Origin of the sequence: Bradyrhizobium sp. Gha (genome assembly GCF_900113735.1) — a bacterium.
In the GTDB taxonomy this organism is placed as follows: domain Bacteria; phylum Pseudomonadota; class Alphaproteobacteria; order Rhizobiales; family Xanthobacteraceae; genus Bradyrhizobium.
In genome coordinates, this window is record NZ_FOQM01000002.1 from 140760 (window position 1) to 166446 (window position 25687).

At 64.5% G+C, this 25687-nt stretch carries 25 protein-coding genes; 15 read left to right on the plus strand and 10 right to left on the minus strand.

Going from position 1 to position 25687, the window contains the following annotated elements; translation table 11 throughout:
- Positions 1-12: 12 nt before the first annotated feature.
- The 3 genes from BM222_RS03855 to BM222_RS03865 form a co-directional block, all read right to left on the minus strand.
- The gene (locus BM222_RS03855; protein ID WP_092226957.1) at positions 13-1326 is read right to left on the minus strand and encodes a tetratricopeptide repeat protein; all 1314 of its coding nucleotides are present in this window, start codon (positions 1324-1326) and stop codon (positions 13-15) included.
- Positions 1327-1341: 15 nt separating this feature from the next.
- On the minus strand, positions 1342-2364 hold the full coding sequence (locus BM222_RS03860; protein ID WP_092226958.1) for an aldo/keto reductase: 1023 nt from the start codon (positions 2362-2364) through the stop codon (positions 1342-1344).
- Positions 2365-2521: 157 nt separating this feature from the next.
- Complete coding sequence (locus BM222_RS03865; RefSeq protein ID WP_177242993.1) at positions 2522-2947, minus strand: PaaI family thioesterase; 426 nt, start codon at positions 2945-2947, stop codon at positions 2522-2524.
- 69 nt (positions 2948-3016) lie between these two features.
- Between BM222_RS03865 and BM222_RS03870 the strand changes: the two genes are divergently transcribed.
- Both BM222_RS03870 and BM222_RS03875 read left to right on the plus strand, forming a co-directional pair.
- Complete coding sequence (locus BM222_RS03870) at positions 3017-3646, plus strand: NUDIX hydrolase (RefSeq protein ID WP_092226960.1); 630 nt, start codon at positions 3017-3019, stop codon at positions 3644-3646.
- Positions 3647-3701: 55 nt separating this feature from the next.
- The gene (locus BM222_RS03875) at positions 3702-4919 is read left to right on the plus strand and encodes a hypothetical protein (RefSeq protein ID WP_092226961.1); all 1218 of its coding nucleotides are present in this window, start codon (positions 3702-3704) and stop codon (positions 4917-4919) included.
- 136 nt (positions 4920-5055) lie between these two features.
- Here BM222_RS03875 and BM222_RS03880 read toward each other — a convergent pair whose 3' ends face one another.
- The gene (locus BM222_RS03880; protein WP_092227274.1) at positions 5056-5358 is read right to left on the minus strand and encodes a hypothetical protein; all 303 of its coding nucleotides are present in this window, start codon (positions 5356-5358) and stop codon (positions 5056-5058) included.
- A 194-nt stretch (positions 5359-5552) separates the two neighbouring features.
- Here BM222_RS03880 and BM222_RS03885 point away from each other — a divergent pair, with 194 nt between their 5' ends.
- Together BM222_RS03885 and BM222_RS03890 are read left to right on the plus strand one after the other, a co-directional pair.
- Complete coding sequence (locus BM222_RS03885; RefSeq protein ID WP_092226962.1) at positions 5553-6032, plus strand: hypothetical protein; 480 nt, start codon at positions 5553-5555, stop codon at positions 6030-6032.
- 115 nt (positions 6033-6147) lie between these two features.
- Entirely contained in the window at positions 6148-6954 is an 807-nt protein-coding gene (locus BM222_RS03890; protein ID WP_092226963.1) for an SDR family NAD(P)-dependent oxidoreductase, read from the plus strand.
- 21 nt (positions 6955-6975) lie between these two features.
- On the opposite strand, the gene BM222_RS03895 is transcribed toward BM222_RS03890, so the two are convergent.
- Positions 6976-8553: a cation:proton antiporter gene (locus BM222_RS03895; protein ID WP_092226964.1), complete on the minus strand. Its 1578-nt coding sequence runs from the start codon at positions 8551-8553 to the stop codon at positions 6976-6978.
- Positions 8554-8623: 70 nt separating this feature from the next.
- Here BM222_RS03895 and BM222_RS03900 point away from each other — a divergent pair, with 70 nt between their 5' ends.
- From BM222_RS03900 to BM222_RS03915, 4 genes are all read left to right on the plus strand, one after another.
- Positions 8624-9397 carry a hypothetical protein gene (locus tag BM222_RS03900; protein ID WP_177242995.1) on the plus strand — a complete coding sequence of 258 codons (774 nt, stop codon included), beginning with the start codon at positions 8624-8626 and terminating at the stop codon, positions 9395-9397.
- A gap of 110 nt (positions 9398-9507) precedes the next feature.
- Positions 9508-10890 (plus strand): tetratricopeptide repeat protein, encoded by a 1383-nt coding sequence (locus tag BM222_RS03905; RefSeq protein WP_092226966.1) that lies wholly within the window; start codon positions 9508-9510, stop codon positions 10888-10890.
- Positions 10891-11218: 328 nt separating this feature from the next.
- On the plus strand, positions 11219-13129 hold the full coding sequence (locus BM222_RS03910) for a propionyl-CoA synthetase (protein WP_092226967.1): 1911 nt from the start codon (positions 11219-11221) through the stop codon (positions 13127-13129).
- A gap of 63 nt (positions 13130-13192) precedes the next feature.
- Complete coding sequence (locus BM222_RS03915; protein WP_092226968.1) at positions 13193-13453, plus strand: hypothetical protein; 261 nt, start codon at positions 13193-13195, stop codon at positions 13451-13453.
- Positions 13454-13631: 178 nt separating this feature from the next.
- Here the strand turns inward: BM222_RS03915 and BM222_RS03920 are convergent, their stop codons facing one another.
- Positions 13632-14327, minus strand: coding sequence for a DUF1013 domain-containing protein (locus tag BM222_RS03920; RefSeq protein WP_177242996.1), 696 nt, complete (start codon positions 14325-14327; stop codon positions 13632-13634).
- 267 nt (positions 14328-14594) lie between these two features.
- On the opposite strand from BM222_RS03920, the gene ispH reads away from it, so the two are divergent.
- From ispH to rnhA, 3 genes are read left to right on the plus strand one after another with little or no spacing between them, the layout of a single operon-like run.
- Positions 14595-15563, plus strand: coding sequence for a 4-hydroxy-3-methylbut-2-enyl diphosphate reductase (gene ispH / locus BM222_RS03925; RefSeq protein ID WP_092226970.1), 969 nt, complete (start codon positions 14595-14597; stop codon positions 15561-15563).
- Between the two features lie 6 nt (positions 15564-15569).
- Positions 15570-16553, plus strand: a complete 984-nt coding sequence (locus tag BM222_RS03930; RefSeq protein ID WP_092226971.1) for a homoserine kinase — start codon at positions 15570-15572, stop codon at positions 16551-16553.
- Positions 16550-17014 carry a ribonuclease HI gene (rnhA, locus tag BM222_RS03935; RefSeq protein ID WP_092226972.1) on the plus strand — a complete coding sequence of 155 codons (465 nt, stop codon included), beginning with the start codon at positions 16550-16552 and terminating at the stop codon, positions 17012-17014. Before BM222_RS03930 ends, rnhA begins: the two co-directional genes overlap by 4 nt.
- A gap of 95 nt (positions 17015-17109) precedes the next feature.
- Here the strand turns inward: rnhA and BM222_RS03940 are convergent, their stop codons facing one another.
- The 4 genes from BM222_RS03940 to BM222_RS03955 form a co-directional block, all read right to left on the minus strand.
- Positions 17110-17595 carry a peroxiredoxin gene (locus BM222_RS03940; RefSeq protein WP_092226973.1) on the minus strand — a complete coding sequence of 162 codons (486 nt, stop codon included), beginning with the start codon at positions 17593-17595 and terminating at the stop codon, positions 17110-17112.
- 260 nt (positions 17596-17855) lie between these two features.
- Positions 17856-19541 carry a long-chain fatty acid--CoA ligase gene (locus BM222_RS03945; RefSeq protein WP_092226974.1) on the minus strand — a complete coding sequence of 562 codons (1686 nt, stop codon included), beginning with the start codon at positions 19539-19541 and terminating at the stop codon, positions 17856-17858.
- 207 nt (positions 19542-19748) lie between these two features.
- Entirely contained in the window at positions 19749-21221 is a 1473-nt protein-coding gene (locus BM222_RS03950; protein WP_092226975.1) for a D-alanyl-D-alanine carboxypeptidase family protein, read from the minus strand.
- Between the two features lie 200 nt (positions 21222-21421).
- A complete protein-coding gene (locus BM222_RS03955) occupies positions 21422-23242 on the minus strand; it encodes a glucan ABC transporter ATP-binding protein/ permease (protein WP_092227275.1) in 1821 nt (606 codons plus the stop codon).
- Between the two features lie 308 nt (positions 23243-23550).
- Between BM222_RS03955 and BM222_RS03960 the strand changes: the two genes are divergently transcribed.
- From BM222_RS03960 to BM222_RS03975, 4 genes are all read left to right on the plus strand, one after another.
- Positions 23551-23913 (plus strand): hypothetical protein, encoded by a 363-nt coding sequence (locus tag BM222_RS03960; RefSeq protein WP_092226976.1) that lies wholly within the window; start codon positions 23551-23553, stop codon positions 23911-23913.
- A gap of 114 nt (positions 23914-24027) precedes the next feature.
- Positions 24028-24432, plus strand: coding sequence for a phosphoribosyl-ATP diphosphatase (gene hisE, locus BM222_RS03965; protein WP_092226977.1), 405 nt, complete (start codon positions 24028-24030; stop codon positions 24430-24432).
- A gap of 35 nt (positions 24433-24467) precedes the next feature.
- Entirely contained in the window at positions 24468-25070 is a 603-nt protein-coding gene (locus BM222_RS03970) for a YqaA family protein (protein ID WP_177242997.1), read from the plus strand.
- A gap of 55 nt (positions 25071-25125) precedes the next feature.
- Positions 25126-25662, plus strand: coding sequence for a hypothetical protein (locus tag BM222_RS03975; protein WP_092226978.1), 537 nt, complete (start codon positions 25126-25128; stop codon positions 25660-25662).
- Positions 25663-25687 lie beyond the last annotated feature (25 nt).

Sequence of the window (25687 nt, forward strand, 5' to 3'; positions counted from 1 at the left end):
GTCCATCCTGCCTCAAGCCATCGCAGCCTGCCAGCGCGTATCGCGCAAGGATGGGCGGCGGTGCAGGCGGGCGTCGAGTAGGCTTCGGGCGCGTGGCAGCTCGCCGCTGCGCATCAGGGCGACGAGGAAGGTGTCCTCGATCAGCTCGCGCTGGGCGTGACTGCCGCCGATGCGCACGACGTCGGTGAGGACAGGTGAGAGCTCACGCACGCAAGCGGCGTAATTCTCGTTCGCGAAGGCTGCCAGCGCGCGACAGATCGCCGGCACAACGGGGCCTGCCGGCAGCTTGCCGTCGGCAAGGCGCTGTTCGATCGCGGCAAGGCGCGTCGCGAGCGCTCCGTGATTTTGCGTCGCGGCCGCAAACAACGCCATATGGACGTCGGCGAAGGCGAGGCCTGATTTCGGGAACAGTTTTTGTGCGGTGACGTCGGCCTCGACCCAGAGCGGCTTCGGCACGGCGTGGCCATAGGCCGACAGGCGCCAGAGCAGCGAGGCGCTGTCGGTGATGACGTTGAGCGCCGGCGCCTGCGTGGCGGAGGGCTGCAGCACGTCGGCATAGATTTCCAGCGCTCGGGCCGCATCGCCGTGCTCGAGTGCGCCGAGCGCCTGGTGCCAGCGAATATGGCCGTGCAGGATTCCGGCGCGGTCATAGCTGGGAATCCATTCGTCGACGAGCCGGTCTGCGTCCTCAATCGAGCCATCCTCGAACATCGCATGCAGCACGGCGTGTGCGGCGTGGGCGTTGGCCCGACGCAGATCGAAGCCGCGCTCGGTCACAGCGCGGCCGCGCGCGACGTCGCCATTCTCGGTCATCGCCCAGCCGGACATGGTGAGAAACCACCAGTCCTCGCCGTAATGACGCGCGACGCGCTCGCAGAGTTCATGCCGCGCGCGGTCGTGATCGGCCATTCCGGAGAAGGCGAACAGGCCGAACGCGCCGAGCGGCAGCGATAGGACCACGGCGTCGCGCGGCCAGCTTTCGATGTGTTTGAACACCGCTGCGATCGCATCGGGGCCGCGTCCCTCGATCGCGAGCGCCAGCGTCTCGACATGCGAGCGCTCCCGCGCGGTGCCGCTCACGGCGACGAGCTCGCGCGCCGAGGCGGCTTTGCTCCGTGCAAGATCGCCCTGCTGATAGAATGCGTGCACGCGGGCGCGGGCGATGTGGGCCAGCGCGAAATCCGGATCGGCCGCGATGGCGCGCTCCAGCGTTTCCGCCGTGCCGGTCCAGCCCGAGAGCATGAGATCGACGCCCTCGCGATAGGCGGACGCCGCCTCATGCGACGAGGTCGAAAGTGGCAGACCGTAGCGGTCTTCAATCGCCATTGTCGTCTCCCGCTCTCACGCCGTTCGCGCGCGGCGTCCCTCGATCGGATAGGCGGGGTCGTTGTAGCCCGGCGTCGAGGGATGCCCCGGCACGACCAGCCGGTCGATCAACGCCTCGTCCTCCGCGGTGAAGCGGTAGTCGAGCGCGCGGATATAGCCGTCCCACTGCTCCTCGGTGCGCGGGCCGGCGACGATCGAGGAGACGAAACCGGAATTGAGCACCCAGGCGACCGCGAATTGGCCGGCGGTGATGCCGTTCTTCTCGGCGTGAGTCTTGATCTCCTGCGCGAGCTCAAGCGATTCCGGCCGCCATTCCGTCTGCATCATCCTGAGGTCATTGCGGCCGGCGCGCGTCTCCTTGTCCGGCGCTGCATCGGGCTTGTACTTGCCGGTGAGCACGCCGCGCGCCAGCGGGCTATAGGGCACGACGCCGAGGCCGTAATAGGCGCAGGCCGGAAAGTGCTCGACCTCGGGCATGCGGTTCATCGCGTTGTAATAGGGCTGGCTCGCCACGGGGCGGTCGATGCCGAGCCGGTCGCAGATGTTGCAGATCTCGGCGACGCGCCAGGCACGGTAGTTGGAGACGCCGAAGTAGCGGATCTTGCCTGATCGGATCAGATCGCCCATCGCGCGCACCGTCTCCTCCAGCGGCGTCGCATGGTCTTCCTTGTGTAGATAGTAGATGTCGATGTAGTCGGTGCCGAGCCGCTTCAGGCTTTCGTCCGCCGCCTGCAACACCCAGCGTCGCGATAGTCCGACGCGATTGGGATCGTTCCCCGTACCAGTGTTCATGGGATTGGCGAGTTTCGTCGCGAGCACCCAGGCGTGCCTGACGTTGCCGATCGCGCGGCCGACGACTTCCTCGGACGCGCCCTTCGAATAGGCGTCCGCCGTGTCAATGAAATTGACACCGGCCTCGTAAGCCTTGGCAATGATCCGGTGCGAAGCCGCCTCATCCGTCGGGCCGCCGAACATCATGGTGCCCAGGCAGATCGGCGAGACCTTCAGGCCGCTGCGGCCGAGTTGGCGGTATTGCATGGGCTGTTTCCTCGAGGCTTGTTGGCGGGCCACCTTAGCCAGCCGCGTCCGTCATTGCGAGCGCAGCGAAGCAATCCAGAAATGCATCCGCGGAGAGATGCTGGATTGCTTCGCTCCGCAATGACGTGGAGGGAGCGGCGGCAGCTCAAGCGTGCGCCTATTCCGGCCCTTTCAGGATCTTGAACACGCCGTTCGCCATCACCACGCAGCGGCCGTCGACGGTGACCTCGGTGCTCATGAAGATCAGGCTGCGGGTCGAGCGCACCACGCGGGGGCGGGAGATCAGGATGTCGCCGATCTGGCCGGCCTCGACGAAATGCGTGTCGAGCTGCACCGTGGCCATGTACTCCTTGCCGCAGACATAACGGGCGCTCATGCCGCAGGTGCGGTCCGCAAAGGTCATCATCACGCCGCCCTGGACCATGCCGCGGCGGTTGTGGTGCTTGTCTTCGGTCGCGAGCGCGAATTCGTAGTGGCCGTCGACCTTGCGCTCCCACAGGGGACCGACCAGGTGCATGAAGCCCGTGGTCTCCAGGATGCTCCAACCCTCGGATTTGAGCTTTGCGGCCGTCTTGCTCGTCATCGCCCCGTCCATCCTCGCAACGCTTGATCTCTCCTCGTTTCATCGAGCGCGGTCCTGGTGTAGTCAAGCATCATGAGAGCTTTCGGCGATGCCACCAGACGGAATATCGCAGAGGCCTGCGCTGGATTTGCGCGGCTGCCTGATGTCGCCGCACCATCGGCGCTGAAGCGCGCCGCGGTGGTGCTCGCGCTGACCGCATCCAATGACGGTCGCGACACGGCATTTCTGCTGACCACGCGCGCATCGAGCCTGCGCGCCCATCGCGGCCAGTGGGCGCTGCCCGGTGGTCGCTGCGACGCCGGCGAGACGCCGGTGGAGGCAGCATTGCGCGAGCTCGAGGAAGAACTCGCGCTCAGGCTTGCACCTGACGCCGTGCTTGGTCTCCTCGACGACTATCCGACGCGCTCCGGTTATCTGATCACGCCGGTCGTGGTCTGGGCCGACGAGAGCGCCGCCATCGTGCCGAACCCGGACGAGGTCGCCTCGGTCCATCGCATCGCGCTCGACACGATCGAGCGCGATGATGCCTTCGACTTCACTGCGATACCCGAGAGCAGTCGCCGCGTGATCCGCTTCCATCACCAGATGAGCCTGATCCACGCACCGACCGCGGCGCTCATCTACCAGTTCCGCGAGGTGCTGGCCGGGCGGCAGACCCGCGTCACCGACCTGGAACAGCCGGTGTTCGCCTGGAAATGAGATGGTAAACGGCGTGTTAACGTGACGGTTACCTGATGCCTGCTAAGAGGGCAGCATGCATCATTCGATTCGAACATATCTGGCGCTGGTTCCACTCGCGCTGGTCCTGCTCGTTCCCGCCGCGCGTGGCGGCGAGTCCGACGCGCTGCCATCCGCCGTTCGCAATGCGAACGCCCAGCTGCTGTCGCAGTTCTTCGCGCAAGGCGGCGGCGCATCGCCGGCCGTGCTGGAATATCGCCGCAAGCTGGCGGAGTATCAGCAGATCCGTGGCGCCTTCGACGAAGAGGCCGGCGCCTATTGGAGCCAGGTCACGGAGAAGCGGAAAGGCCGCAACGCCAAGCGGCGCAGTGGGCAGCAGATCACGCTCGACGACTACGTGCTGGAGCAGCCGCCTGTCTATACCGGCCCGAAGCGGCCGGTGAATCCGGAGCCGGAGGAAACGCCGAGCCGTCCTCCCCGCAAGGCGCTTCCGGTCGCCTCCGATCTTTTGCGCGCAGCGCAGGATCTCTATCAATTCACGCCGCAGCGGCCGACCTCCGAGGTCGAGTTCAAGCGTGCCTATGCGCGCTACGCGCTCGCATCCGGGCTGACGCGCGAGCAGGCGGTGCGGGTCTATTCGTTCGAGACGGGGGGCACCGGCAATTTCGACGTGCAGGCCGGCATCGAGCATGGTGGCAAGCGCGCGATCTCGACCGCGATGGGCTACAACCAGCTGCTCACCACCAACAGCGTCGAGCTGCTCGCCGAGCAGGGGCATGAGTTCATCCGCGCGCTCTCCGACAAGATCGCGCGCTCCTCCGGGCCGACGCGGCAGTTGCTCGAGCACAAGCTTGGCGTTCTGAAGAAAATGGTGGCGCATGCGAAGTCGGTGCCGGACACCTGGTCGGAGCACGAGAAGATCGGCGACACCGCGCAGGGCTGGGCCATGCATGCGATGGTGCTCGACATCGACATCGGGCCGATGCTGCAAACCCACAAACTCTTGACCTCGGTGCTGTTCGCCCGCGCCAAGGGCTACACCCGTCCACTCACCGCGGCCGAGCTCGAGATGATGAACCTCACCGGCGACGGCACCGGCCTGGACATGGTGACGATGCCGCAGGCGATGCGCGAGCAGGTGCCGACCTCGAACTTCTTCCAGCGCAGCGGCTATGAGCGCAACCCGGTCGCGATCCGCCACGACACGGTGGCCAAGCTGCTGGCGGTGACGGATGCGCGGATGGACAGCAACAGCAACAATGCCGGCGCAAGGGAGCTCGCGGCGGCGTTTTAACTCGCAGTTGCTGTCATGCCCCGGCTTGACCGGGGCATCCATTACGCCGCGGCTTCTCCGTGTCTCACGGGTGTCTCTGGAATACTGGATCGCCCGGTCAAGGCCGGGCGATGACACCATATGTGTGGCGCGCCCTCTACTGATCCGGCCCGAACTTGAACCGGCCGTCGCCTTCGAGATATTGCCCGCTGCGCATATAGAGCTGGCCGTTCTGGCCGATGAAGAACAGCGTGCCCTTCGGCACCTTCTTGGCGCCCTTCAGGAGTTCACCTGCATTGCTGGTGCCCATCTTGTAGGAAAACGTCTTGCCTTCCTTGTCATAGGCATAGCCGGTGTCCGGTTTGAGCTCCCACGGCGTCGCGGTGTTTTGCGCGAAAGCGGGCGCGGCGAGCGCGCCCAGTGCCGCTGCAACTGCAAATGTCTTGATTGAAAATGCCATCATCCATCTCCCCACCATCGGTGGTGCCCGTTTGAACAAATCACGAACGATGCAGCCGGGTCAATCGGCGATGGCGCCGCAGCGCATCACGTCTTGCCCAGCAGTTTGTGATTTTCCCTTCGTCCCCTCGCGACTATGTTCCGCTTTCAGTCTAGAACGCAACACGACCAAAGATAGTGCTGGGGGTGATTCGAATGCGTCATGTCATTAAATTCTGCTGGGCCGCGTTGATGTCGCTGACGGCGCTGGCGCCGGCCGCCCGGGCCGACGACTTCCAGCTCAGCCACAACCAGCGGATTTCGTGCAGCCGCGGCCTTGCCCCGGGCAAGCTCAATACCGCGACCTGCAAGTCCTACACCTATCTCTTCAATACCAAGACCTCGGAATATTTCCGCTGCCAGGTCTCGCTGGCGCTGACCCGCGACAACAAGGAAGTCATCAACGTCCAGACCGACGGCGGCTGCACCAAGAAGCCGCGCATCTTCGAGACCGACGGTCACTACGATTTCGACGCGACGGAGACCGAGCCGCCGAACACCAACTCGTTCTTCGGCCCCGGCGGCTATTCGGTCTGGGCCGCCGATATGACCGCGCAGAAGATCCGCGGCTGCATCACCATCTCCTCCGGCCTCGGTTCCGACATCTCCAAGTGCCTGGACATGACGTTCCAGTAAGGGGTTGCCAGTGACGGGGCTCACCCTCTCCCCCCGTGCGGCGAGATGGTGCCCCCACAAGATGAGCGCCGGCAGAGATCCGGGCTCCAACAAAAAACGACACGGGAGACACGCGATGGACCGTCTCAAGGGCAAGGTTGCGATGGTGGTGGGCGCCGGCTCGATCGGACCCGGCTGGGGCAACGGCAAGGCCACCGCGGTGACCTTTGCGCGCGAAGGCGCGCAGGTGTTTTGCGTCGACCGCAACCGCACTGCTGCCGAGGAGACCGCAGAGATCATCACCGGCGAAGGCGGCAAGGCGGTCGCATTCACGGCCGACGTCTCGCGGGCGAGCGACATCGAGGTGATGGTCGCGGCGTGTCTCAAGGCCTATGGCCGCATCGACGTGCTCGACAACAATGTCGGCATCGCCGAGATGGGCAGCGTGGTCGAGGTCACCGAGGAAAGCTGGGACCGCGTCTTCTCCGTCAATCTCAAGAGCGCCTATTTCGCCATGAAGCACGTCATCCCCGTGATGGTGAAGCAGGGCGGCGGCTCGATCATCAACATCTCCTCGATCGCCTCGATCCGCCATATGGGGATCTCCTACGTCACCTACGGCACCTCCAAGGCCGCGATGAACCAGATGACGCGCACCACAGCGATCGAGTTCGCGAAGCATCACGTGCGGGTGAACGCGATCCTGCCCGGCCTGATGAAAACGCCGATGGTGGAGCATTCGGCAGGCTTGGCTGCGAGCTACGCCAAGGGCGATGTCGAGGCGATGTGGCGCGCCCGCGATGCGCAGGTGCCGATGGGCCATATGGGCGATGCGTTCGATGTCGCCAATGCCGCGCTGTTCCTGGCGTCGGACGAGTCGAAATATGTCACGGGGATCGAGCTCGTGGTCGACGGCGGGATCACGTGCAAAGCGGGGGCGTGAGCTTCGCCTCGCGCTCCACGACTATCCCCCCGCACTCAACTCCGCGCGATCCAATTCTTCCTCGATCCGGTGAAACGCGTCGTCGCCGATCACTTCGGTGGCGCGCAGGGCAAAGATCGATTTCCGTGCGGCTTCGATCGCCCGTCGGCGCAGGGGATCGGCGGGGAGCTCGCCGTTGGCGATGCCGCCGTGCGGATCATCGTCGGCCTGCATCAGGACGGCGCGGTATTCGAGCCTGAGGATTTCAGCCTCCTCCGAGGGATCGTCCTCGATGGCATCGAGCGCGGCGCGATAGGCGATGGCGCGGGCGCGCGCGACCTCGATGCCGACAGGGTCGTCGTCCTTGAGACCGAAGGCCAGGATCAGCGGCCGCAGCGTCAGGCCCTGGATGACCAGCGAGCCCAGCACCACCGCGAAGGCGATGAAGACGACGAAATCGCGATAAGGGAAGTTCTCCGGCAGCGCGAAGGCGGTCGCCAGCGTGACGAGGCCACGCATGCCGCACCAGGAGATGATGAGACCGCCCTTCGGCGAAGCGACCTGATTCGGATCCTTCGGGTGATAGATCCCATTCGCCATCAGCACGCGCAGTGTGGTGCGGTAGAACGTGATCCAGGCCAGCCGCACCAGGATCACCGTGGCCAGAATCCAGGCCGCCGCCACGCAATATTCCCAGCGCACATCCGTATCGAGCCGCGTCCAGATCGGCCGCATCTGCATGCCGATCAGCATGAAGGCGAGCACGTTGAGCACGAACACCATCGTCTCCCATACGGCATAGGACGGCACCCGCAGCCGTGCCGGCACGCGTTGCCCTGCCGAGCGCGCGATCGTCATGGCATAGACGACGATGGTGAGGATGCCGGAGAGGCCGAGATGCTCGGCGGCGATCCAGACCAGGAAGGTGGTGGCGAACTGGACGATGATCGCGCTCGGCGCTTCCTTCACCCGTTCCATGAACAGCGGGATGATGCGTCCCGCGACAAGTCCGGCGACGACGCTGCCGACCAGCCCCAGCGCGATCGTCGGCGCGACCTCGCTCCATTTGAGGTGCTCCATGACGACGGCGCCGACCGCAATGCGATAGATCAGGAGCGCGCTGGCATCGTTGAGCAGGCTCTCGCCCTCCAGCACCTTGACCATGCGGTAGGGCAGCTTCACCTGACTCAGGATCGCGACCGCAGCCGCGGCATCCGGCGGTGCGACGATCGCACCGAGGGCCACCGCGGCGGCCCAGGGCATGTCCGGAAAGAGGCGATGTGCGACATAGGCGACGCCGGCCGTGGTCAGGCCGACCGCGGCCACGACCAGGGTCGAGACCGGAACCCAGTTCTTGCGCAGGTCGCGCAGCGAGGTGTCGAAGGCGGCATCCAGCAGTACCGGTGCGACAAAAAGCGCCAATGCCAGATTCGGATCGAGCGTCCAGGTCGGGCTATCAGGCACGAAGGCGATCAGCGCGCCGCCGATCGCAAGAAAGGTCGGGTAGGGGACCTTGATCCGCCGCGCCAGCGCCGATAATGCAACGGCGCCGAGCAGAAGCACGATGATCCATTCGAATGTCGACAAATTGGTCCCCAAAACCGGTGTGAGCGGCGCCACAACCTAGCACCGACCGGGTCGTATGATGAATAATACGGCCTCGAGGCAAGCCTTTCCGAGCGCAACGAGCATGCGTTTTCAAAAGTTCATCCAGATGTCGGCTGCAGCGCTGCTCTCGGCGCTCTTGGCGATCTTGGCTGGAGCGGCTGATGCTGCGGCCGGGGGCGAGCCGGCGGCAATCGTGCAAGTCGACATCGCTTCATGCCTTTCCGCAGCTGCGGCCGATGATACGGACAAGGCAGGTGCGGCCTGCGCCGCCGTCATCGATAACGAGAAGACGGTGAAGCCTGACTTGATCAAGGCGCTGATCGCGCGCGGCGCGCTTTATGCGCGTCATGACCAGATCGACCGCGCCATCGCCGACGACAGCCGCGTGCTGCTGCTCGATCCCACGCTCGCCGATGTTTTCAACGCGCGGGGCGAGCTCTGGCTGAAAAAGGGGGACAAGCCCAAGGCGGTGCTGGATTTCGGCGCGGCGCTCCGGATCGATCCGAACCATGAAAAAGCCAAGGCCAACCACAAGGCGATGGCGCGCGAGATCGAGCGGATCGGCGCGCAGATGGCGGTTGCCGGCAGGCCCAGCTTCAACTGCGCAGGCGCGCACCGCCCTGTCGAAAAGGCGATCTGCGGAAATCGCGAACTGGCGGACCTCGATAGGGAGGTTTATGCCGCCAATGCGCGCGCGGTCCGCGCGGCGCGCGATCCGGCTCAGGCGAAGACTCTCCAGCACGATCAGGATGATTTCATCGCCCGCCGGAACGCCGGGTTTGGCCGGCCGGGATATGATCTGAGGAAGGCGCTGCAGGAGCGGCTGCAACGGCTGAACGGCGGCGACGGGAATTGACCGTTAGAGCAGCCAGAGCTGCTCGCACACGGGAGAGGTTAATGGCCCGTTTTGAACCCACTCTCCCGTCGCCGCGACAACCGGAAAACCCGAGTCACGGAGTTATCCCCATGTGCGGCTCGCGTTCTTGCGCGCAAGCATTCCCGATTGCAAATGGTCGGCTGGGCGCCTTCCTTCTCGGTGCGGCGCTCAGCCTGTGGCTTGCCGCCCCGGCGTCCGCAGCCGATTGCGTGATGGGCAGCAAGGCTGCGCCTGCGGACCTGATCTCGGTATGCAGCGCCGTCATCGACCAGGGCTCGAACCCGGCGTCCGATCGCGTCGCGGCGCTGCTGGTTCGGGCCGATGCCAATGCGCGGATATCAGGCGGTCTCACGCAGGCGTTGCGGGATATCGATCGCGCCATCGCGCTCGATGGCAAGAACGCGAGCGCCTGGCGGTTGCGCGGCAATTTGTTGCGGGAGGCTGGCGGCGATCTCAACCGCGCCGCGTCCGATCTCAGCAAGGCGATTGAGCTCGATCCGACAGATGCCGAAGCCTATGAACAGCGCGGCGTCGCCTACACCAACCAGCACCGACTCGACCGCGCGCTCGCCGATTACGACCAAGCGATCAAGCTGAAGCCGGATTATGCGCAGGCCTGGTCCGACCGCGGAGCAACCTTTTATCTCAACGGCGACTACGACAAGGCGGTGAGCGATCTCAGCGCGGCGCTGCGGCTCGATCCCAACCGGCCGCGCAGCTACACCAATCGCGGCGCCGCCTACAAGAAGCTCGGCCAGCTCGACAAATCCATCGCCGATGACGACGAGGCGATCAGGCTCGATCCGAAAGTGCCGGAATCTTACGACAATCGCGGGCTCTCCTATGCCGCGACCAAAGACTACGACAAGGCGATCGTCGACTACAACCAGGCGCTTCAGCTGGCGCCGCGGCCGAACTTCTTCACCAATCGCGGCGATTCCTACCAGTTCAAGGGCGAGTTCGGCGCGGCGCTCAGCGACTACAACGACGCGCTGAAACTCGATCCTGACTTCGCGAAGGCCTACAACAACCGCGCCGTGCTCTACACCAAGATGGGCGAGCGCAGGAAGGCGCTGGCCGATTACGAGACGGCGCTGCGGCTCGACCCCGGCAACACCAACGCCGCGGACGGTCGCCGCACCATGATCGCGGAGATCGCAAAGTTCGGGGCCGTCCCGCCGCAGCCGCTCGCTGCGAATTCCGGCAACGGACCGTCATTCGATTGCGCCCATGCCAGGCGCGAGGTGGAGAAGGTGATCTGCGCCGATCCACAGCTCGGCATGCTCGACCGCCAGCTCGCCCAGGCCTATCAGCGCGTATTGCGCTCGATGAGCCGGCGCTCGGCCGCCGATCTGCGCAAATCCCAACATGAGTTCCTCGCCACCCGCGACGCGAGCTTCCGCCACCCCGGCTACGATCTGAAGAAGGTCATGCAGGACCGGCTGCAGCGGTTGAATGCGATGGAGGGGTAACTGCTTCTCCGAGCAAGCTGCGTTCCCCCCCCTTGTGGGGGAGGGTTAGGGAGAGGGGTGGCCACGAACTCGGAACGGAGTTTGTGGGTACCCCCCTCTCCAGCTCTCCCCCACAAGGGGGGAGAGAGCTCACCTTTAGTGAGGCTCCAGCTTGCTTCAATCGTTCCCTTCCCTCCTCCAAAAGGCCCATCCTTTTCAGCTTGAACCTTGTCCCGTTCCCGGGAAAATACCCTTCAAACAACGGTCGGCACTTGATCCCCGTCATGGCGGGACTGACGTCCAGGCGTCAGGTCAAGGCGAGGCCAATAAACGGAACGGGAGCGCCGGGATGAACATCCAGGGAAAGAGCCGATATCACGAAGTCCACGCGCGCTCGCTGGCTGATCCCCAAGGCTTTTGGGCCGAGGCGGCGAAGGAGATCGACTGGATCGAACCGCCGAAGACGATCTTCGATGGCGCGCAGGGCGTCTATGGCCGCTGGTTCGCCGGTGGGATCGTCAACACCTGCTACAACGCGCTCGACCGTCACGTCGAACGTGGCCGCGCTGACCAGGTCGCGCTGATACATGATTCGCCGCTGACGAATTCCGTCACCAGGTTCACCTATGCGGAGCTGCTGGCCGAGGTGCAGGCGCTCGCCGCGATCATGCAGGACTTTGGCGTCGCCAAGGGCGACCGCGTCATCCTCTATATGCCGATGGTCCCGGAGGCTGTGGTCGCGATGCTGGCCTGCGCCCGTATTGGAGCCGTGCACTCCGTGGTGTTCGGCGGCTTTGCCGCGAAGGAGCTTGCGACCCGCATCGACGATGCGCAGCCAAAACTCATTCTCTCCGCAAGCTGCGGCATCGAGCCTGGCCGCATCGTGCAGTACAAGCCGCTGCTCGACGAGGCGATCAAGCTGGCGTCCGCGAAGCCGAAGGCCTGCATCGTGCTGCAGCGTCCGCAGCTGACTTGCGACCTCACGCCGAAGCGCGATTATGACTGGGCGAGCCTGCGCCGCAAGGCGATGAACGACGGCAGGCGCGCTCCTTGCGTGCCGGTTGCCGCCACCGATCCGCTCTACATCCTCTACACGTCGGGCACGACAGGCATTCCCAAGGGCGTCGTGCGCGACAATGGCGGCCATCTGGTCGCGGTGAAATGGTCGATGTTCAACCTCTATGGTGTCAAGCCGGGCGAGGTCTGGTGGTGCGGCTCCGATATCGGCTGGGTGGTCGGACACAGCTACATCGTCTACGGCCCGCTGCTGCACGGCGCGACCTCGATCATGTACGAGGGCAAGCCGATCGGCACCCCCGATGCCGGCGCGTTCTGGCGTGTCATCTCCGAGCACGAGGCGGTCGCCTTCTTCACCGCGCCGACCGCGTTTCGCGCGATCAGGAAAGAAGATCCGGAAGGCAGGTTCATCCGGCAATACGATCTTTCCAAATTCCGCACGCTGTTCCTCGCCGGCGAACGGGCCGACCCGCCGACGGTGGAATGGGCGGAGCAGCAGCTGAAGGTGCCTGTCATCGACCATTGGTGGCAGACCGAAACCGGCTGGTGCATCGCCGGCAATCCGGTCGGCCTCGGCCAATTGCCGGTCAAGCACGGCTCGCCGACGGTGCCGATGCCGGGCTACCAGGTCGACGTCGTGGATGAAGCGGCAAAGCCCGTCGGCCCCAACACCATGGGCTCGATCGTGATCAAGCTGCCGATGCCGCCAGGCTGTTTGCCGACGCTGTGGAATCAGGACGCGCGCTTCAGGGAAGCGTATTTGAGCGAGTTCCCCGGCTACTACAAAACCTCGGACGCCGGCTACAAGGACGAGGACGGCTACGTCTTCGTCATGGGCCGCACCGACGACATCATCAACGTCGCCGGCCACCGTCTCTCCACCGGCGGCATGGAGGAGATCCTGGCCTCGCATCCCGACGTCGCCGAATGCGCCGTGCTCGGCGTCAAGGATCCGATCAAGGGCGAGGTGCCCTGCGGCTTCCTGGTGCTGAAGGCGGGCGTGAAGCGCGCGCCAGCCGAGATCGAGAAGGAGATCGTCGCGCTGGTCCGCGACAGGCTCGGTCCGGTCGCCGCCTTCAAGCTCGCCATCACCGTCGGCCGGCTGCCCAAGACGCGCTCGGGCAAGATCCTGCGCGGCACCATCAAGAAGATCGCCGACGGCGAGGCCTGGACCATGCCCGCCACGATCGAGGATCCCAAGGTGCTGGATGAAATCGGGGAGGCGCTGAAGGGGAGGGTGTGAGCGACGGCGACTTACAATCTCCTCATTCCGCGCTAAACAAGGCCGGCCAACAGGGGACCTCGTATGCCACTCGCCACCGCGCCGCGCCTGCTCGCAGCCGTTCTGCTCGCCATCGCTCTCTCCGCCTGCTCGGCGCGCTACCAGACGCCGGTGGCGATGGGCGGTGATGACGATGATGCGGTGTGCCAGAGCCGCGGCTATGCGCAGGGTTCACCAGAATACGTGGCGTGTCGCAAGGACCGCGACGTGCAGCGCAGCGCCGCCACCTCGCGCGCCGACCGCCGTCAGCGCGATCTCGGCGAATACATGCTGAACCATCCGTAGCGGCCCTGATCGACGCTTCTTCCGTCATTGCGAGCGCAGCGACGCAATCCAGCATCCCTCCGCGGAGACAGACTGGATTGGTTCGCTGCGCTCGCAATGACGAGGTTGAGGCTTTCAAAACAAAAGCGCGGCGGGGTTGCCCCGCCGCGCTTTGCGTTTCGATGACGAAAAAGGAGCCTTACTCCTCCTCTTCCTCGTGCTTCTTGCCGCCGAGGGTCTTGAGCTTGGCGAACACGGCGTCGACGTTGAGGTCGTCGCTCGACTTCTCCGACTGTTCGTACTCGTCCTTCTTGGTGGTCTCGGAGGCCGGCAGCAGCGTGGCGCCGCCATAGGCTGCGTCGATCGGCTTTTCCTTGGCCGCGCGCGCCACTTCGAAATCGAGCTCGATCTGCGAGCAGAGGCCGAGCGTCACGGGGTCGATCGGGGTCAGCTGGGACGTGTTCCAGTGGGTGCGGTCGCGGACGCTGGCGATGGTGCTCTTGGTGGTGCCGACCAGACGCATGATCTGGGCGTCCTTGAGCTCGGGATGGCTGCGCAGCAGCCACAGGATGGCGCTGGGGCGCTCGTGGCGGCGCGACACCGGGGTATAGCGCGGGCCCTTGCGCTTGGGCTGCGGCGGCAGCACGACCTTGCTCTCCTGGAGACGGAGCCGGTAGTCCTGGTTCTTCTCGCCCTTCTCGATCTCCTCGCGGGTGAGCTGGCCGTTGGAAATCGGGTCCATGCCCTTGATGCCTTGCGCGGCGTCGCCGTCGGCGATCGCGCGCACCTCGAGCGGGTGCATCTTGGTGAAATCGGCGACCTGGTCGAAGGTCAGCGCGGTGTTGTCGAGCAGCCAGACGGCGGTCGCCTTGGGCATCAGAGGTGCGTTGCTCATGGCAAATCTCCTTTGTGCTTCGCCCACCCCTCTGGAGGCGAAACCGGTGGTCATCAGCGATGACAGGGAATTCGCGCTATATAAGCCCGGAGGGGGTAGCCACGCAATGGTTCTGCTATAGATAGTGCCTTGACAGCGCCTGAAAGGGGGCCCAATTCCCTCTCAAGCCGCTATAACGTCGAAGCAGACGGTTTTACGCCTTTTTCCATCCATCGACCCGTCCCCCGCCCGCAGGCGAATGGGGTGATTCGGTCCCGAGATCGCTCAATGTCAGCCAAACCAGACCTCAAGATCGTGCTTTGTTCTCCTCGCGGCTTCTGCGCCGGGGTGGTCCGGGCGATCGATACCGTGGAACGGGCGCTCGATAAGTATGGCGCCCCCGTCTATGTTCGCCACGAGATTGTGCATAACAAATACGTCGTCGACGGGTTGAAGAAGAAGGGCGCGATCTTCGTCGAGGAGCTCGCCGAAATCCCTGAGAATACCACCGCGCCGGTGGTGTTCTCGGCCCATGGCGTGCCGAAATCGGTTCCGGCCGACGCCTCGTCGCGCAATTTGTTCTCGCTGGATGCGACCTGTCCACTGGTAACCAAGGTGCACCGCGAGGCCGCGATCCACTTCAAGCGCGGCCGCGAGATCTTCCTGATCGGCCATTCCCATCATCCTGAAGTCGTCGGCACGCTCGGCCAGCTCCCGACGGGCGCCGTCACCCTGATCGAGACCGCCGAGGACGCCAAGACGATCTCGCCGAAGGATCCGAACAACCTCGCTTTCGTGACCCAGACCACGCTGTCGATCGACGACACCGCGGAAATCGTAGCGCTGCTCAAGGAGCGCTTCCCGAACATCAACGGGCCGCACAAGGAAGACATTTGCTACGCCACCACCAACCGCCAGCTCGCGGTGAAGAAGGTGGCGCCGGTGGTCGATGCCCTCATCGTTGTCGGTGCCCCCAATTCGTCGAACTCGCAGCGCCTGCGCGAGGTCGCCGAGCGCGAGGGCTGCGGGATCGCGGTGCTGGCGCAGCGCGCCGCCGACCTCGACTGGACCAGGTTCGGCAACATCAAGAGCCTCGGCATCACTGCAGGTGCGTCCGCGCCCGAAGTGATCGTCGAGGAGATCATGGACGCGTTCGCCGAGCGCTACACGCTGCATGTGGAGACGGTCTCGGCCGCCGAAGAGAACGAGTTCTTCCCGCTGCCGCGCCAGGTGCGCCCCGAAGCCGCCGCTGAGTAGATTTTTATGGCGGTCTATACCGACGTTGCCGCCGACGAGCTTGCGGATTTCCTGAAGCAATACGATATCGGCGAATTGCTCTCCTACAAGGGCATCGCCGAGGGCGTCGAGAACACCAACTTCCTGCTGCACACGACTCAAGGCTCGTTCATCCTCACGCTCTATGAGAAGCGCGTGGCGAAGAACGATCTGCCGTTCTTCCTCGCGCTGATGACGCATCTGGCCGAGCACGGCGTGAACTGCCCGCTGCCGGTGAAGGCGAAAGACGGCGAGGCGCTGCACGAGATGCAGGGAAGGCCCGCCGCGATCATCACCTTTCTCGAAGGCATCTGGCCGCGCAAGCCGAATGCCGTGCATTGCGCCGGCGTGGGCGACGGGCTCGCGAGAATGCATCTGGCCGGCGCGAACTTTGCCATCAAGCGGGCCAACGCGCTCTCGGTTGCCGGCTGGCGACCTTTGTTCAGTGCGGCGGCGGACCGTGCCGACGAGGTGCAGCCGGGCCTGCGCGCGTTCCTCGCGGCCGAGCTCGACTATCTCTCTGGGGGCGTCTGGCCGACGGATCTCCCCGAGGGCGTGATCCACGCCGATCTCTTCAACGACAACGTCTTCTTCCTCGGCGACAAGCTCTCGGGCATCATCGACTTCACCTTCGCCTGCAACGACATGCTGGCCTATGACGTCGCGATCTGCCTGAATGCCTGGTGCTTCGAGCCGGACCATTCCTTCAACGTCACCAAGGCGCGCGCCTTCCTGGGCGCCTACGGCCGCGTGCGCAAGCTCTCCGAAGCGGAAGAGGCTGCGCTGCCGCTCCTAGCGCGCGGCGCTGCGATCCGCTTCCTGCTGACGCGGCTGGTCGACTGGCTCAACGTGCCCGAGGGCGCGCTGGTGAAGCCGAAGGATCCGCTGGAGTATTTTCGCAAGCTGCGCTTCCACCAGAGCGTGTCCAGCGCGCGCGATTACGGGTTGATACCGTCAGGACTGGTCGCGTGAGCGAGCTCCCCAACGTCACGATCTTCACCGACGGCGCCTGTTCGGGAAATCCCGGGCCCGGCGGCTGGGGCGCGATTCTCAAGTTCGGCGACAAGGAAAAGGAGCTGAACGGCGGCCAGCCGCACACCACCAACAACCAGATGGAATTGATGGCGGCGATCTCCGCGCTCGAAGCGCTGAAGAAGCCGTGCACGGTCGATCTCTACACAGACAGCCAGTATGTCCGGCAAGGCATCACCGGCTGGATCCACGGCTGGAAGCGCAACGGTTGGCGCACCGCCGACAAGAAGCCGGTCAAGAACGTCGAACTGTGGCAGCGCCTCGATGCCGCGCTGAAGGCGCACGAGGTTCGCTGGCACTGGGTGAAGGGCCACGCCGGTCATCCCGAAAACGAGCGCGCGGATCAGCTCGCGCGGGACGGGATCGTGAAGGCAAGGTTGCAAGCGCGGGTGGCGGAGTAGTTTGCTTCGTCATTCCGGGGCGGTGCGAAGCACCGAACCCGGAATCTCGAAACTCCGGGTTCGCCTCTTCGAGGCGCCCCGGAATGACGTTGATCTCAGAGCTGCCCCAGCAGCGTATCGCCGCCCGACACCTCGACCTTGCCGGGCATCGCCTCGACATTCAGCTTCTTGACCACGCCGTCCTCGACCAGCATCGAATAGCGCTTGGAGCGGATGCCGAGGCCGTTGCCGGAGGCGTCGAGCTCCATGCCGATCGCCTTGGCGAAGTCGGCATTGCCGTCGGCGAGGAAGATCGCCTCGTCGCGCTGGTCGGTGTCGCGCTTCCAGGCATTCATGACGAAGGCATCGTTGACGGAGACGATCGCGATGGTGTCGACGCCCTTGTCCTTCATGGCATAGGCGTTGAGGAAGATGCTCGGCAGGTGCATCTTGTGGCAGGTGCCGGTGTAGGCGCCGGGCACCGCGAACAGCGCCACTTTCTTGCCCTTGAAGATATCGTCGGTGGTCTTCACCTGCGGGCCTTCCGCCGTCATCACGCGGAATTTCGCCTCGGGCAGCTTGTCGCCAGTCTGGATCGCCATCGTCGTTTCTCCATGGAAGGGGCCGGGGCTGTTCTAGAGCATTTTACCGCCGGAGGGAAACGGCTTCAAACAGCTGCGATGAGGCCGCGGGGCCTTTTTCTCGTGATTGCGAGCAGCCCGCGACAAACTTGCCGAGCAATTCTGCGCTGGCGACGAGGCAATCCAGACTGCCTCCGCAGATACATTCCTGAATTGCTCCGTGTCGGCCACAATGACGGAACGGCGCGCAGCCGCGCGCCGTTTCCGGGAGAGAGGCAGCGTTACGCCGCCTGGGCCTTCTTCTCGTCGCGCAGCTCGCGGCGCAGGATCTTGCCGACATTGGTCTTGGGCAGATCGCTGCGGAATTCGATGTGCTTGGGCACCTTGTAGCCGGTCAGCTGCTCGTGGCAGAATTTGATCACGGATTCAGCCGTGAGGTTCGGGTCCTTCTTGACCACGAAGGCCTTCACGGCTTCGCCCGACTTGGGGTCGGGAATGCCGATGACGGCGCATTCCAGCACGCCTGGATGGCTCGCGATCACTTCCTCGATCTCGTTCGGATAGACGTTGAAGCCGGAGACCAGGATCATGTCCTTCTTGCGATCCACGATCTTGGTGTAGCCCTTCTCGTCCATGATGCCGATGTCGCCGGTGCGGAAATAACCGTCGGCCGTCATCACCTTCGCGGTCTCTTCCGGCCTGTTCCAGTAGCCCGACATCACCTGCGGGCCCTTGGCGCAGATCTCGCCGGCCTGGCCGAGCGGCAGCTCGTTGCCATCGTCGTCGCGGATCGAGATCCAGGTCGAAGGCACGGGAATGCCGATCGTGCCTGTGAACTCCGTTGCCGTCGCCGGGTTGCAGGTCAACGTCGGCGAGGTCTCCGACAGGCCGTAGCCTTCGGCGATGAAGCAGCCGGTGATCGCTTTCCATTGATCGGCCACGGGGCGCTGCACCGCCATGCCGCCGCCGTTGGAGATCTTCAGCTTGGAGAAGTCGAGCTTCTTGAAGTCGGGGTGATGCATCAGCCCGTTGTAGAGCGTGTTCACTGCCGGGAAGCTGTTGACCTGGTACTTCGCCAGCTCCTTGACGAAACCTGCGATGTCGCGCGGGTTCGGGATCAACAGATTGCAGCCGCCGGCGCGCACCGCGAGCAGGTAGCAGGCCGTCAGCGCGAAGATGTGATAGAGCGGCAGCGCGCAGACGATCATGAGCTGCTCGACATGCGGCGGCGCATTGAGCGCCGGCTGCAGCCAGGCATCGTTCTGCAAGACGTTGGCGACGATGTTGCGATGGAGCAGCGTGGCGCCCTTTGAGACCCCGGTGGTGCCGCCGGTATATTGCAGGAAGGCGACGTCGCCGGGCGACAATTTCGGCTTGTTGAAGGTCTGGCCACGTCCGGCCGAGAGCGCGTCGTTGAACGACACCGAGGCCGGCAGTGACCAGGCCGGCACCATCTTCTTCACGCGGCGGACGACGAGATTGACGATCATGCCCTTGAAGCCGAGCAGATCGCCCATGCTGGCGACGATGACGTGCTTGACCGCCGTCCTCGCGACCACCTGCTCGACGGTATGCGCGAAGTTCTCCAGCACGATGACGGCTTCGGCGCCGGAATCCTTGAGCTGATGCTCCAGCTCGCGCGGGGTGTAGAGCGGGTTGACGTTGACCACGGCAAATCCGGCGCGCAGCACCGCGGCGGTGGCGATGGGATATTGCAGCACGTTCGGCATCATGATTGCGACGCGAGCGCCGCGCTGCAGGCCGCGACCCTGCAGGTAAGCCGCGAGCGCCAGCGACATCTGGTCGAGGTCGCGATAGGTGATCGCCTTGTCCATGCAGATGAACGCCTTGCGGTCGGCGAATTTCGCAAAGCTCTCCTCAAGCAGGTCGACCAGCGATGCGTATTGCGTCGGCTCGACATCGGCGGGCACGCCGGGCGGATATTGCTTGAGCCAGATGCGCTCCATGGAAACTCCCCTCTCTTGCATCAGAGCCCGTTGTGTCTCGGGCTTGCCTCATTGCCGCAGTATCGAGCCTGCGGGAACGGCTGGCAAGCGGTCCAGGCTTGGAGGCCGAGGCTTAGGGCAAAGGCTGGAGAGTGGCTACCGGAATGGTCGCAAATCGCTGCCGCAGGTGCGAAGTGCGGTCGCAGCTACCGCGCCGGCCGCGTTAACCTAGCTGTTGTTGGGCGCAGGCTTCGGCTTCGTGGCCGCCTTCGGCTTGGCCGGCTTGGCGGCAGCCTGATCGCTGCTCGCTGCAGGTTTGTCCATAGACTTGGCCGCGGCATGCTTGCTTGCCGCCGGCTTTGCCGCGGTCTTGGTGTCGGCCTTGGCATCGCTCTTGGCAGCCACATCCGGCTTGGTCGCCGCCGGTTTTGCAGCTGCCGTCTTCGCTTCACTCTTGGCATCTGCCTTGGAATCGCTGCCGGCGTCAGGCTTCTTGGCGACGCGCGACTTCTTGCCACGCGCCTTCGGCGGGCTCTGCTGGTCGGTGTCGGCTGCGACCGCCGCGACCAGGGCCGCGCCGGTGCGAGTCGGGCCGGTGTACACCACCACGGGCTCTGCGGCCGCAGGTGCTGAAGCCATCAGCTCGGAGGCCTTCATCAAAGGGGGCTGGAGGCCTGCGGTGAAGAACGTCACCTGGGCTGCGCCGCCGGTTGCGGAGGCCGGGCCGCCCGTCGCGCCATTGGTCGCGATCAACGCATCGTCGTCGTCGCTGGCCGGATGCTTGCGATGACCGCCGCACATTTCCTCGCGCAGGTTCGGCGGAGAGGCGTCGACCGGCACGAGGTTTTCGACCGTGCCGAGCGAAGGACGCAGCCACGACAGATTATCCTGGCTGAAGCCGCGCTCGAGCAGCTGCGCCGCCTTCACCGCGCGCGCCGTGCCGGAATTGGCGCCGAGCACCACCGCGATCAGGCGGCGGCCGTTGCGGGTGGCCGATGCCACGAGATTATAGCCCGAGGCGCAGATGAAGCCGGTCTTGAAACCGTCGGCGCCGGGATAGCGGCCGATCAGCTTGTTGAAATTCGGCGTGATGCGCTTGCCGAAGCGGATCGCCGGGATGTGCACGTAGGACTCGTATTCCGGCAGGTCGCGCAGGAACGAGCGCGCGAGAATGCCGAGATCGCGCGCCGAGGTGACGTGCCCGTCTGCGGGCAGGCCGTTGGGATTGACGTAGTTGGTCTGCGTCATGCCCAATCGCTTCGCGTTGTCGTTCATCATGTCGGCGAAGCCGTCGATCGAACCGCCGACGCCCTCCGCGAGCACCACGGCCATGTCGTTCGCCGACTTGACCATCATCATCTTCAGCGCGTTGTCGACGGTGACCTGTGTTCCCGGACGCAGGCCCATCTTCGAGGGTGACTGCGAGGCGGCCATCGGCGACACCGTCAGCAGCGTATCGAGCGTGATCTTGCCGTCCTTCACCGCTTTCAGCGTCACATAGGCGGTCATGATCTTGGTGACGGAGGCCGGATACCAGGGAACGGTCGCGTTCTCGGCTTGCAGCACCTTGCCGCTGTCGGCTTCGATCAGCAGCAGCGCTTCGGCATTGGCGAGGCGCGGCAGGACGAGCGCACCGATGGCGAGCGCTGCAGCGAACAGGTTGAACAGGGACTTGCGAAGCAGCGGGCGAAAGGCGTGCACTATCCGATTCCGGTCCTGGGAGATCCGCCTGATATGGACGGTTCTCGTCTGATGTACGGTTCTGAAATCCAGCTCCGCCGCTTGCGGCGGTCGCAAACCTATACCGGCTGGTGCGTCGAGAATAGGGCTTCCGCCTGGTATTCCGCAATGAAATGGGCTGAATTTCGACGGTGCTGCGGGGACTTGTCGAGGGGACTTGGTCAGGAGGACTTGGCGGCAGAAGTCGCGGCCTCGGCCGCACTCGCGCCACGCCCTGCGTTTGCCTGGACCTGTGTTTGTTCCCGTTCCTGCACCATGAACTGAGCCTTGGCGAGCTCGGCAAAATGGCCGCCCTTGGCCACGAGTTCATCGAAAGTTCCGCTTTCGATCACGCGTCCGTTCTCGAACACCAGGATCCGCGTGGCATTGCGAATGGTCGAGAGGCGGTGCGCGATCACGAAGGTGGTGCGGCCCTTCATCACTTCATCGAGAGCGGCGTTCACCTTGGTCTCGGTGACCGCGTCGAGCGCGCTGGTGGCCTCGTCCAGGATCAGGATCGGTGGATCCTTCAGCAGCGCGCGCGCGATCGACAGCCGCTGCCGTTCGCCGCCGGACAGCATGCGGCCGCGCTCGCCGGCATTGGTCTCGAAGCCGCCGCTGCGCTCGATGAAATCGAGCGCCTGCGCGCGCTCCGCAGCCTTGCGCATCTCGGCTTCGGTCGCATCCGGCTTGCCGACGCGCAGATTCTCCGCGATCGAACGGTTGAACAGGAGCGCTTCCTGAAACACGACGCCGATGTTCCGGCGCAGCGATGTCAGCGTGACGCCGCGCACGTCCATGCCGTCGATCCTGATGAAGCCGGATTGCGGATCGAAGGCGCGATGCAGCAGCGCGATCGCGGTCGACTTGCCGGCGCCCGTCGGGCCCACCAGCGCGATGGTCTGGCCGGGCAGTGCCGTGAAGGACAGGTCCTCGACCGCCGGCCGCTTGCCGTCATAGGAGAAGGTGACGTCGTTGAACTCGACGAGACCCGACAGCCTGCCCGCATCGATCGCGTCATGCCGGTCGTGGACTGCCGGCACCGCATCGAGCACGCCAAAGAACTCGCGCAGGCGCGGGGCTTCCATGAACACGTTGTTGATGAAGCTCACCACCTGCTCGAGCTTCTGGATCAGCAGCGTCGCGAAGCTCACGAACATCACGATCTCGCCGACCGAGGTGAGGCCCTGGTCATGGAGTGCGATGCCGAGCGTGAAGATCGCGAGCACGGTGATGGTGGTGGAGGCGCGCGTGATCACGGTGACGAGCGCCCACCAGGACAGCACCGGCATTTGCGCCGCAAGCAGCTGGTCGGCAACCGAACGCAGTCCCTGCACCTCGGATTCGACGCGCACGAAGCTCTGCACCAGCGCGACGTTGCCGAGCGCGTCGGAGGCGCGCGCGGAGAGTTCGCTGTACTGCTCCTCGACCGCCATCTGCATGCCGAAGGTCCTGCGCACGACGAAGGTCGTCAACGCCGTGAAGACGATGCACAGCACGAACAGAAGGATCGCGAGCCGCCAGTTCAGATACAGCGACAACGGCAGCAGCACCACGACCGAGAGGATCGCGGCAAAATGCTCGCGGAAAAAGCCGAGCCAGAGCCGCCACAGCGCGTCGGTTCCGTTGAGCATCACCTTCATCAACCGGCCCGAATGGGTGCCGGAATGGAACGTCAGCGGCAGCTGCAGGATGTGCTCGAAATAGCTCGTCAGCACCGCCTGACGCTGGCGGTGGGAAAGCCGGTCCGCCTGCAGAGCAACGAGCGCGCTGCAGGCAATTGTGAACAGCCCGAACGCCACCCAGGCCGTCAGGAACGGCCATGCGGAATTCGACCCCTGCACCGTCTTGCCGGAGAGCACGTCGACGATGCGCCCGAACAGCACCGGCTCGGCGAATTGCGAGGCGGCGAGCAGAAGATTTGCGAAGGCCAGCAACCAGCCCAGCCGCGCCTCCTTGCCGAGCAACTCGAGAACGCGGGTATAGAGGCTGAAGATGGACATGAGGCGGCGCTGACCGGGACAGGCGATGTGACGATGCGATTGCATTTTAAGCAGGGATCGTCAGCGAGATACAGCGAAGCTTTGGGCGTCTTTAGCCAATGTCTCGAGCCAATGTCTGGCGTGGCCGAGCCTGTGCGGGGGGGGGGCGCATCCTTCAACCTGAACAGGAGATGAGCGGCGGTTGCGTCATGTTCACGCAACCCCATTCAGCTTGTGTTGGGGGTGGGGAACCCAAGATGGGATGCGGGTGTTTGAAGGACATGAGCCTGTCTCGAGGCACCCCAGAGGTCCCAAGGAGGGTCCAAATCATGTTCGACCGATTTGCGAAATTTGCTGGCCGCAAGGCCGTTCTGGCCACCGCGGCGGTGCTCGCGCTGACCGCCGTCGCCCCCACCGCATCGTTCGCAGGCGGCCGCCATTGGCATGGTGGTGGCGGTGCGGCCTTCGCTGGCGCGGCCATCGCCGGCGCCATCGGCACCGGCCTTGCGATCGCAGCGACCCGTGACGCCTACGCCTATGATGCGGGTCCGGGTTACTACTACGACAGCGGCCCGGTCTACTATGGCGGCCCCGGCTATGGCCCCTATTACTATGGCTCGGGCTATCAGGAGCGCTATGGCGGTTACGACAAGGTCTGCGCCCACGGCTATTCCGGGTGGGGTTGCAATTAACCGTTCGGCCATAAGCCATCGACGAACAGGCCGGCGCGCTTGTCGCGCCGGCCTTTTTGCCTTTATTGTCAAGCGTTAACGCGTCGACCATTTGTTTAGAGTAATTTTGCCTGCATGAGTGATTCGCTTGAGCGGCTATATCTGGCTGTGCTCGCGGCCAGGGACCTTGATCCCGCAATCTCGCGTACCGCGCGGCTGTTTCAGCGCGGCTCCTCTAAAATGGCGAAGAAGCTGGCCGAAGAGGCCATCGAGGTCGTGATCGATGCGGTCAACGGCGACACCGAAGCGGTGATCCGGGAAAGCGCCGACCTGCTCTACAACCTCACCGTGCTCTGGGCTTCCGCCGGCGTCCGCCCCGAAGATGTCTGGCGTGAAATGTCGCGACGGGAAGACATGCTCGGCATTGCCGAAAAGCTGCCGAAATCGTCGATGAAGTTGCCTAAGGTCGCCTCACCCCGTACCTCGCCCCGGCGTCCGATCGTCGCGCTCGAGGGCCGTTCGGCACGGAAACGGCACTAAATCATCACAAAACTCACGATGGACAAATCCGTCCCATGGTGCTTCATCGCGGCGCCATGCTGAAACGTATCTATGATTGGTGCATCGACGCCGCCCACAAGCCCTACGCGCTCTGGATCATGGGGGCCGTGGCTTTCGCCGAAAGCTCGTTCTTTCCCGTTCCCCCGGATGTGATGCTGATCCCGATGTCCCTGGCGCGCCCGCAGCGTGCCTGGGTCTATGCGGCGATCTGCACGGCGACGTCGGTGCTGGGCGGCCTTTTGGGCTATGCCATCGGCGCGCTGCTGTTCGACTCGGTCGGCCACTGGCTGATCCAGGTCTACGGCCTCGGCGACAAGGTCGATGCCTTTCGTGCCTCCTACGCCCAGTGGGGCGCGGTCATCATCCTGCTCAAGGGACTGACGCCGATCCCCTACAAGCTCGTCACCATCACCTCGGGCTTTGCCGGCTACAATCTCGTCCTTTTCATCCTGTGCTCGATCGTCGCGCGCGGCGGACGCTTCTTCATCGTGGCGATCCTGCTCAACCGCTATGGCGACTGGATCCGCGAGCGCATCGAGAAGCATCTCGGCCTGTGGGTCGCGCTGGGCGCTGCCGTGCTGGTGCTCGGCTTCGTGGTGGCGATCAAGCTGATCTAGGATTTGGATCCACGGCGGCTTTGCCGCTGCGCCGGCTTCGGCTACGGTTGCCTGCATGATGGTTCGATCCGGCAATCCGGTGGTGCGGCTCGGGACGCTGACGTCAGCAGTGCTGCTGTTGCTTGCTGTCGGCGGGACCGGATGGGCGCAATCCGCGCCGCCGTCGCTTGGCTTGCAGGAGCAGGGACCGCTGGCCGCGGCGCCGTCCTCGACGCCCGCTCCCTCGGCCCCGCCCGCGCGGGAGGAAAACCCCGGGCTGTTCAACGAAATGGGCAAGCTGTTCGACAAGCTGCCCTCGATCCTGCCGCCCATCAAAAGCCCCGGCGAGACCATCAACGATCTGTCGCGCCTGGCGCGGCCGGCCACCATGGTGTCGGGCCGGGCGGCGTGTCCGGTTTCGTCCAATGGCGCGCCCGACTGCAAGCCCGCCGCCGACCAGCTCTGCCAGAGCAAGGGCTACAGGGAAGGCAAGAGTCTGAACACCGACGCTGCCGAGAAGTGCTCGGCCAAAGTTCTCATTCCGGGCAGGCAACGCAAACCGGATGATTGCCGCACCGATACCGTCGTCACCAGCGCGCTGTGCCAGAACTAGGGACGTCGCGCGAGCAGCAAGGAGC

Excerpts from the sequence above, each read along its gene's own strand:
- BM222_RS03970 (WP_177242997.1), top strand. The coding sequence starts at position 24,468 with ATGGTGCTTCATCGCGGCGCCATGCTGAAACGTATCTATGATTGGTGC.
- BM222_RS03860 (WP_092226958.1), bottom strand. The coding sequence starts at position 2,364 with ATGCAATACCGCCAACTCGGCCGCAGCGGCCTGAAGGTCTCGCCGATC.
- BM222_RS03905 (WP_092226966.1), top strand. The coding sequence starts at position 9,508 with ATGTGCGGCTCGCGTTCTTGCGCGCAAGCATTCCCGATTGCAAATGGT.
- BM222_RS03960 (WP_092226976.1), top strand. The coding sequence starts at position 23,551 with ATGTTCGACCGATTTGCGAAATTTGCTGGCCGCAAGGCCGTTCTGGCC.
- BM222_RS03915 (WP_092226968.1), top strand. The coding sequence starts at position 13,193 with ATGCCACTCGCCACCGCGCCGCGCCTGCTCGCAGCCGTTCTGCTCGCC.
- BM222_RS03940 (WP_092226973.1), bottom strand. The coding sequence starts at position 17,595 with ATGGCGATCCAGACTGGCGACAAGCTGCCCGAGGCGAAATTCCGCGTG.
- BM222_RS03865 (WP_177242993.1), bottom strand. The coding sequence starts at position 2,947 with ATGACGAGCAAGACGGCCGCAAAGCTCAAATCCGAGGGTTGGAGCATC.
- BM222_RS03890 (WP_092226963.1), top strand. The coding sequence starts at position 6,148 with ATGGACCGTCTCAAGGGCAAGGTTGCGATGGTGGTGGGCGCCGGCTCG.
- BM222_RS03885 (WP_092226962.1), top strand. The coding sequence starts at position 5,553 with ATGCGTCATGTCATTAAATTCTGCTGGGCCGCGTTGATGTCGCTGACG.
- BM222_RS03955 (WP_092227275.1), bottom strand. The coding sequence starts at position 23,242 with ATGTCCATCTTCAGCCTCTATACCCGCGTTCTCGAGTTGCTCGGCAAG.
- BM222_RS03855 (WP_092226957.1), bottom strand. The coding sequence starts at position 1,326 with ATGGCGATTGAAGACCGCTACGGTCTGCCACTTTCGACCTCGTCGCAT.
- BM222_RS03880 (WP_092227274.1), bottom strand. The coding sequence starts at position 5,358 with ATGGCATTTTCAATCAAGACATTTGCAGTTGCAGCGGCACTGGGCGCG.
- BM222_RS03900 (WP_177242995.1), top strand. The coding sequence starts at position 8,624 with ATGCGTTTTCAAAAGTTCATCCAGATGTCGGCTGCAGCGCTGCTCTCG.
- BM222_RS03930 (WP_092226971.1), top strand. The coding sequence starts at position 15,570 with ATGGCGGTCTATACCGACGTTGCCGCCGACGAGCTTGCGGATTTCCTG.
- BM222_RS03945 (WP_092226974.1), bottom strand. The coding sequence starts at position 19,541 with ATGGAGCGCATCTGGCTCAAGCAATATCCGCCCGGCGTGCCCGCCGAT.
- BM222_RS03875 (WP_092226961.1), top strand. The coding sequence starts at position 3,702 with ATGCATCATTCGATTCGAACATATCTGGCGCTGGTTCCACTCGCGCTG.
- BM222_RS03975 (WP_092226978.1), top strand. The coding sequence starts at position 25,126 with ATGATGGTTCGATCCGGCAATCCGGTGGTGCGGCTCGGGACGCTGACG.
- ispH (WP_092226970.1), top strand. The coding sequence starts at position 14,595 with ATGTCAGCCAAACCAGACCTCAAGATCGTGCTTTGTTCTCCTCGCGGC.
- BM222_RS03910 (WP_092226967.1), top strand. The coding sequence starts at position 11,219 with ATGAACATCCAGGGAAAGAGCCGATATCACGAAGTCCACGCGCGCTCG.
- hisE (WP_092226977.1), top strand. The coding sequence starts at position 24,028 with ATGAGTGATTCGCTTGAGCGGCTATATCTGGCTGTGCTCGCGGCCAGG.
- BM222_RS03920 (WP_177242996.1), bottom strand. The coding sequence starts at position 14,327 with ATGAGCAACGCACCTCTGATGCCCAAGGCGACCGCCGTCTGGCTGCTC.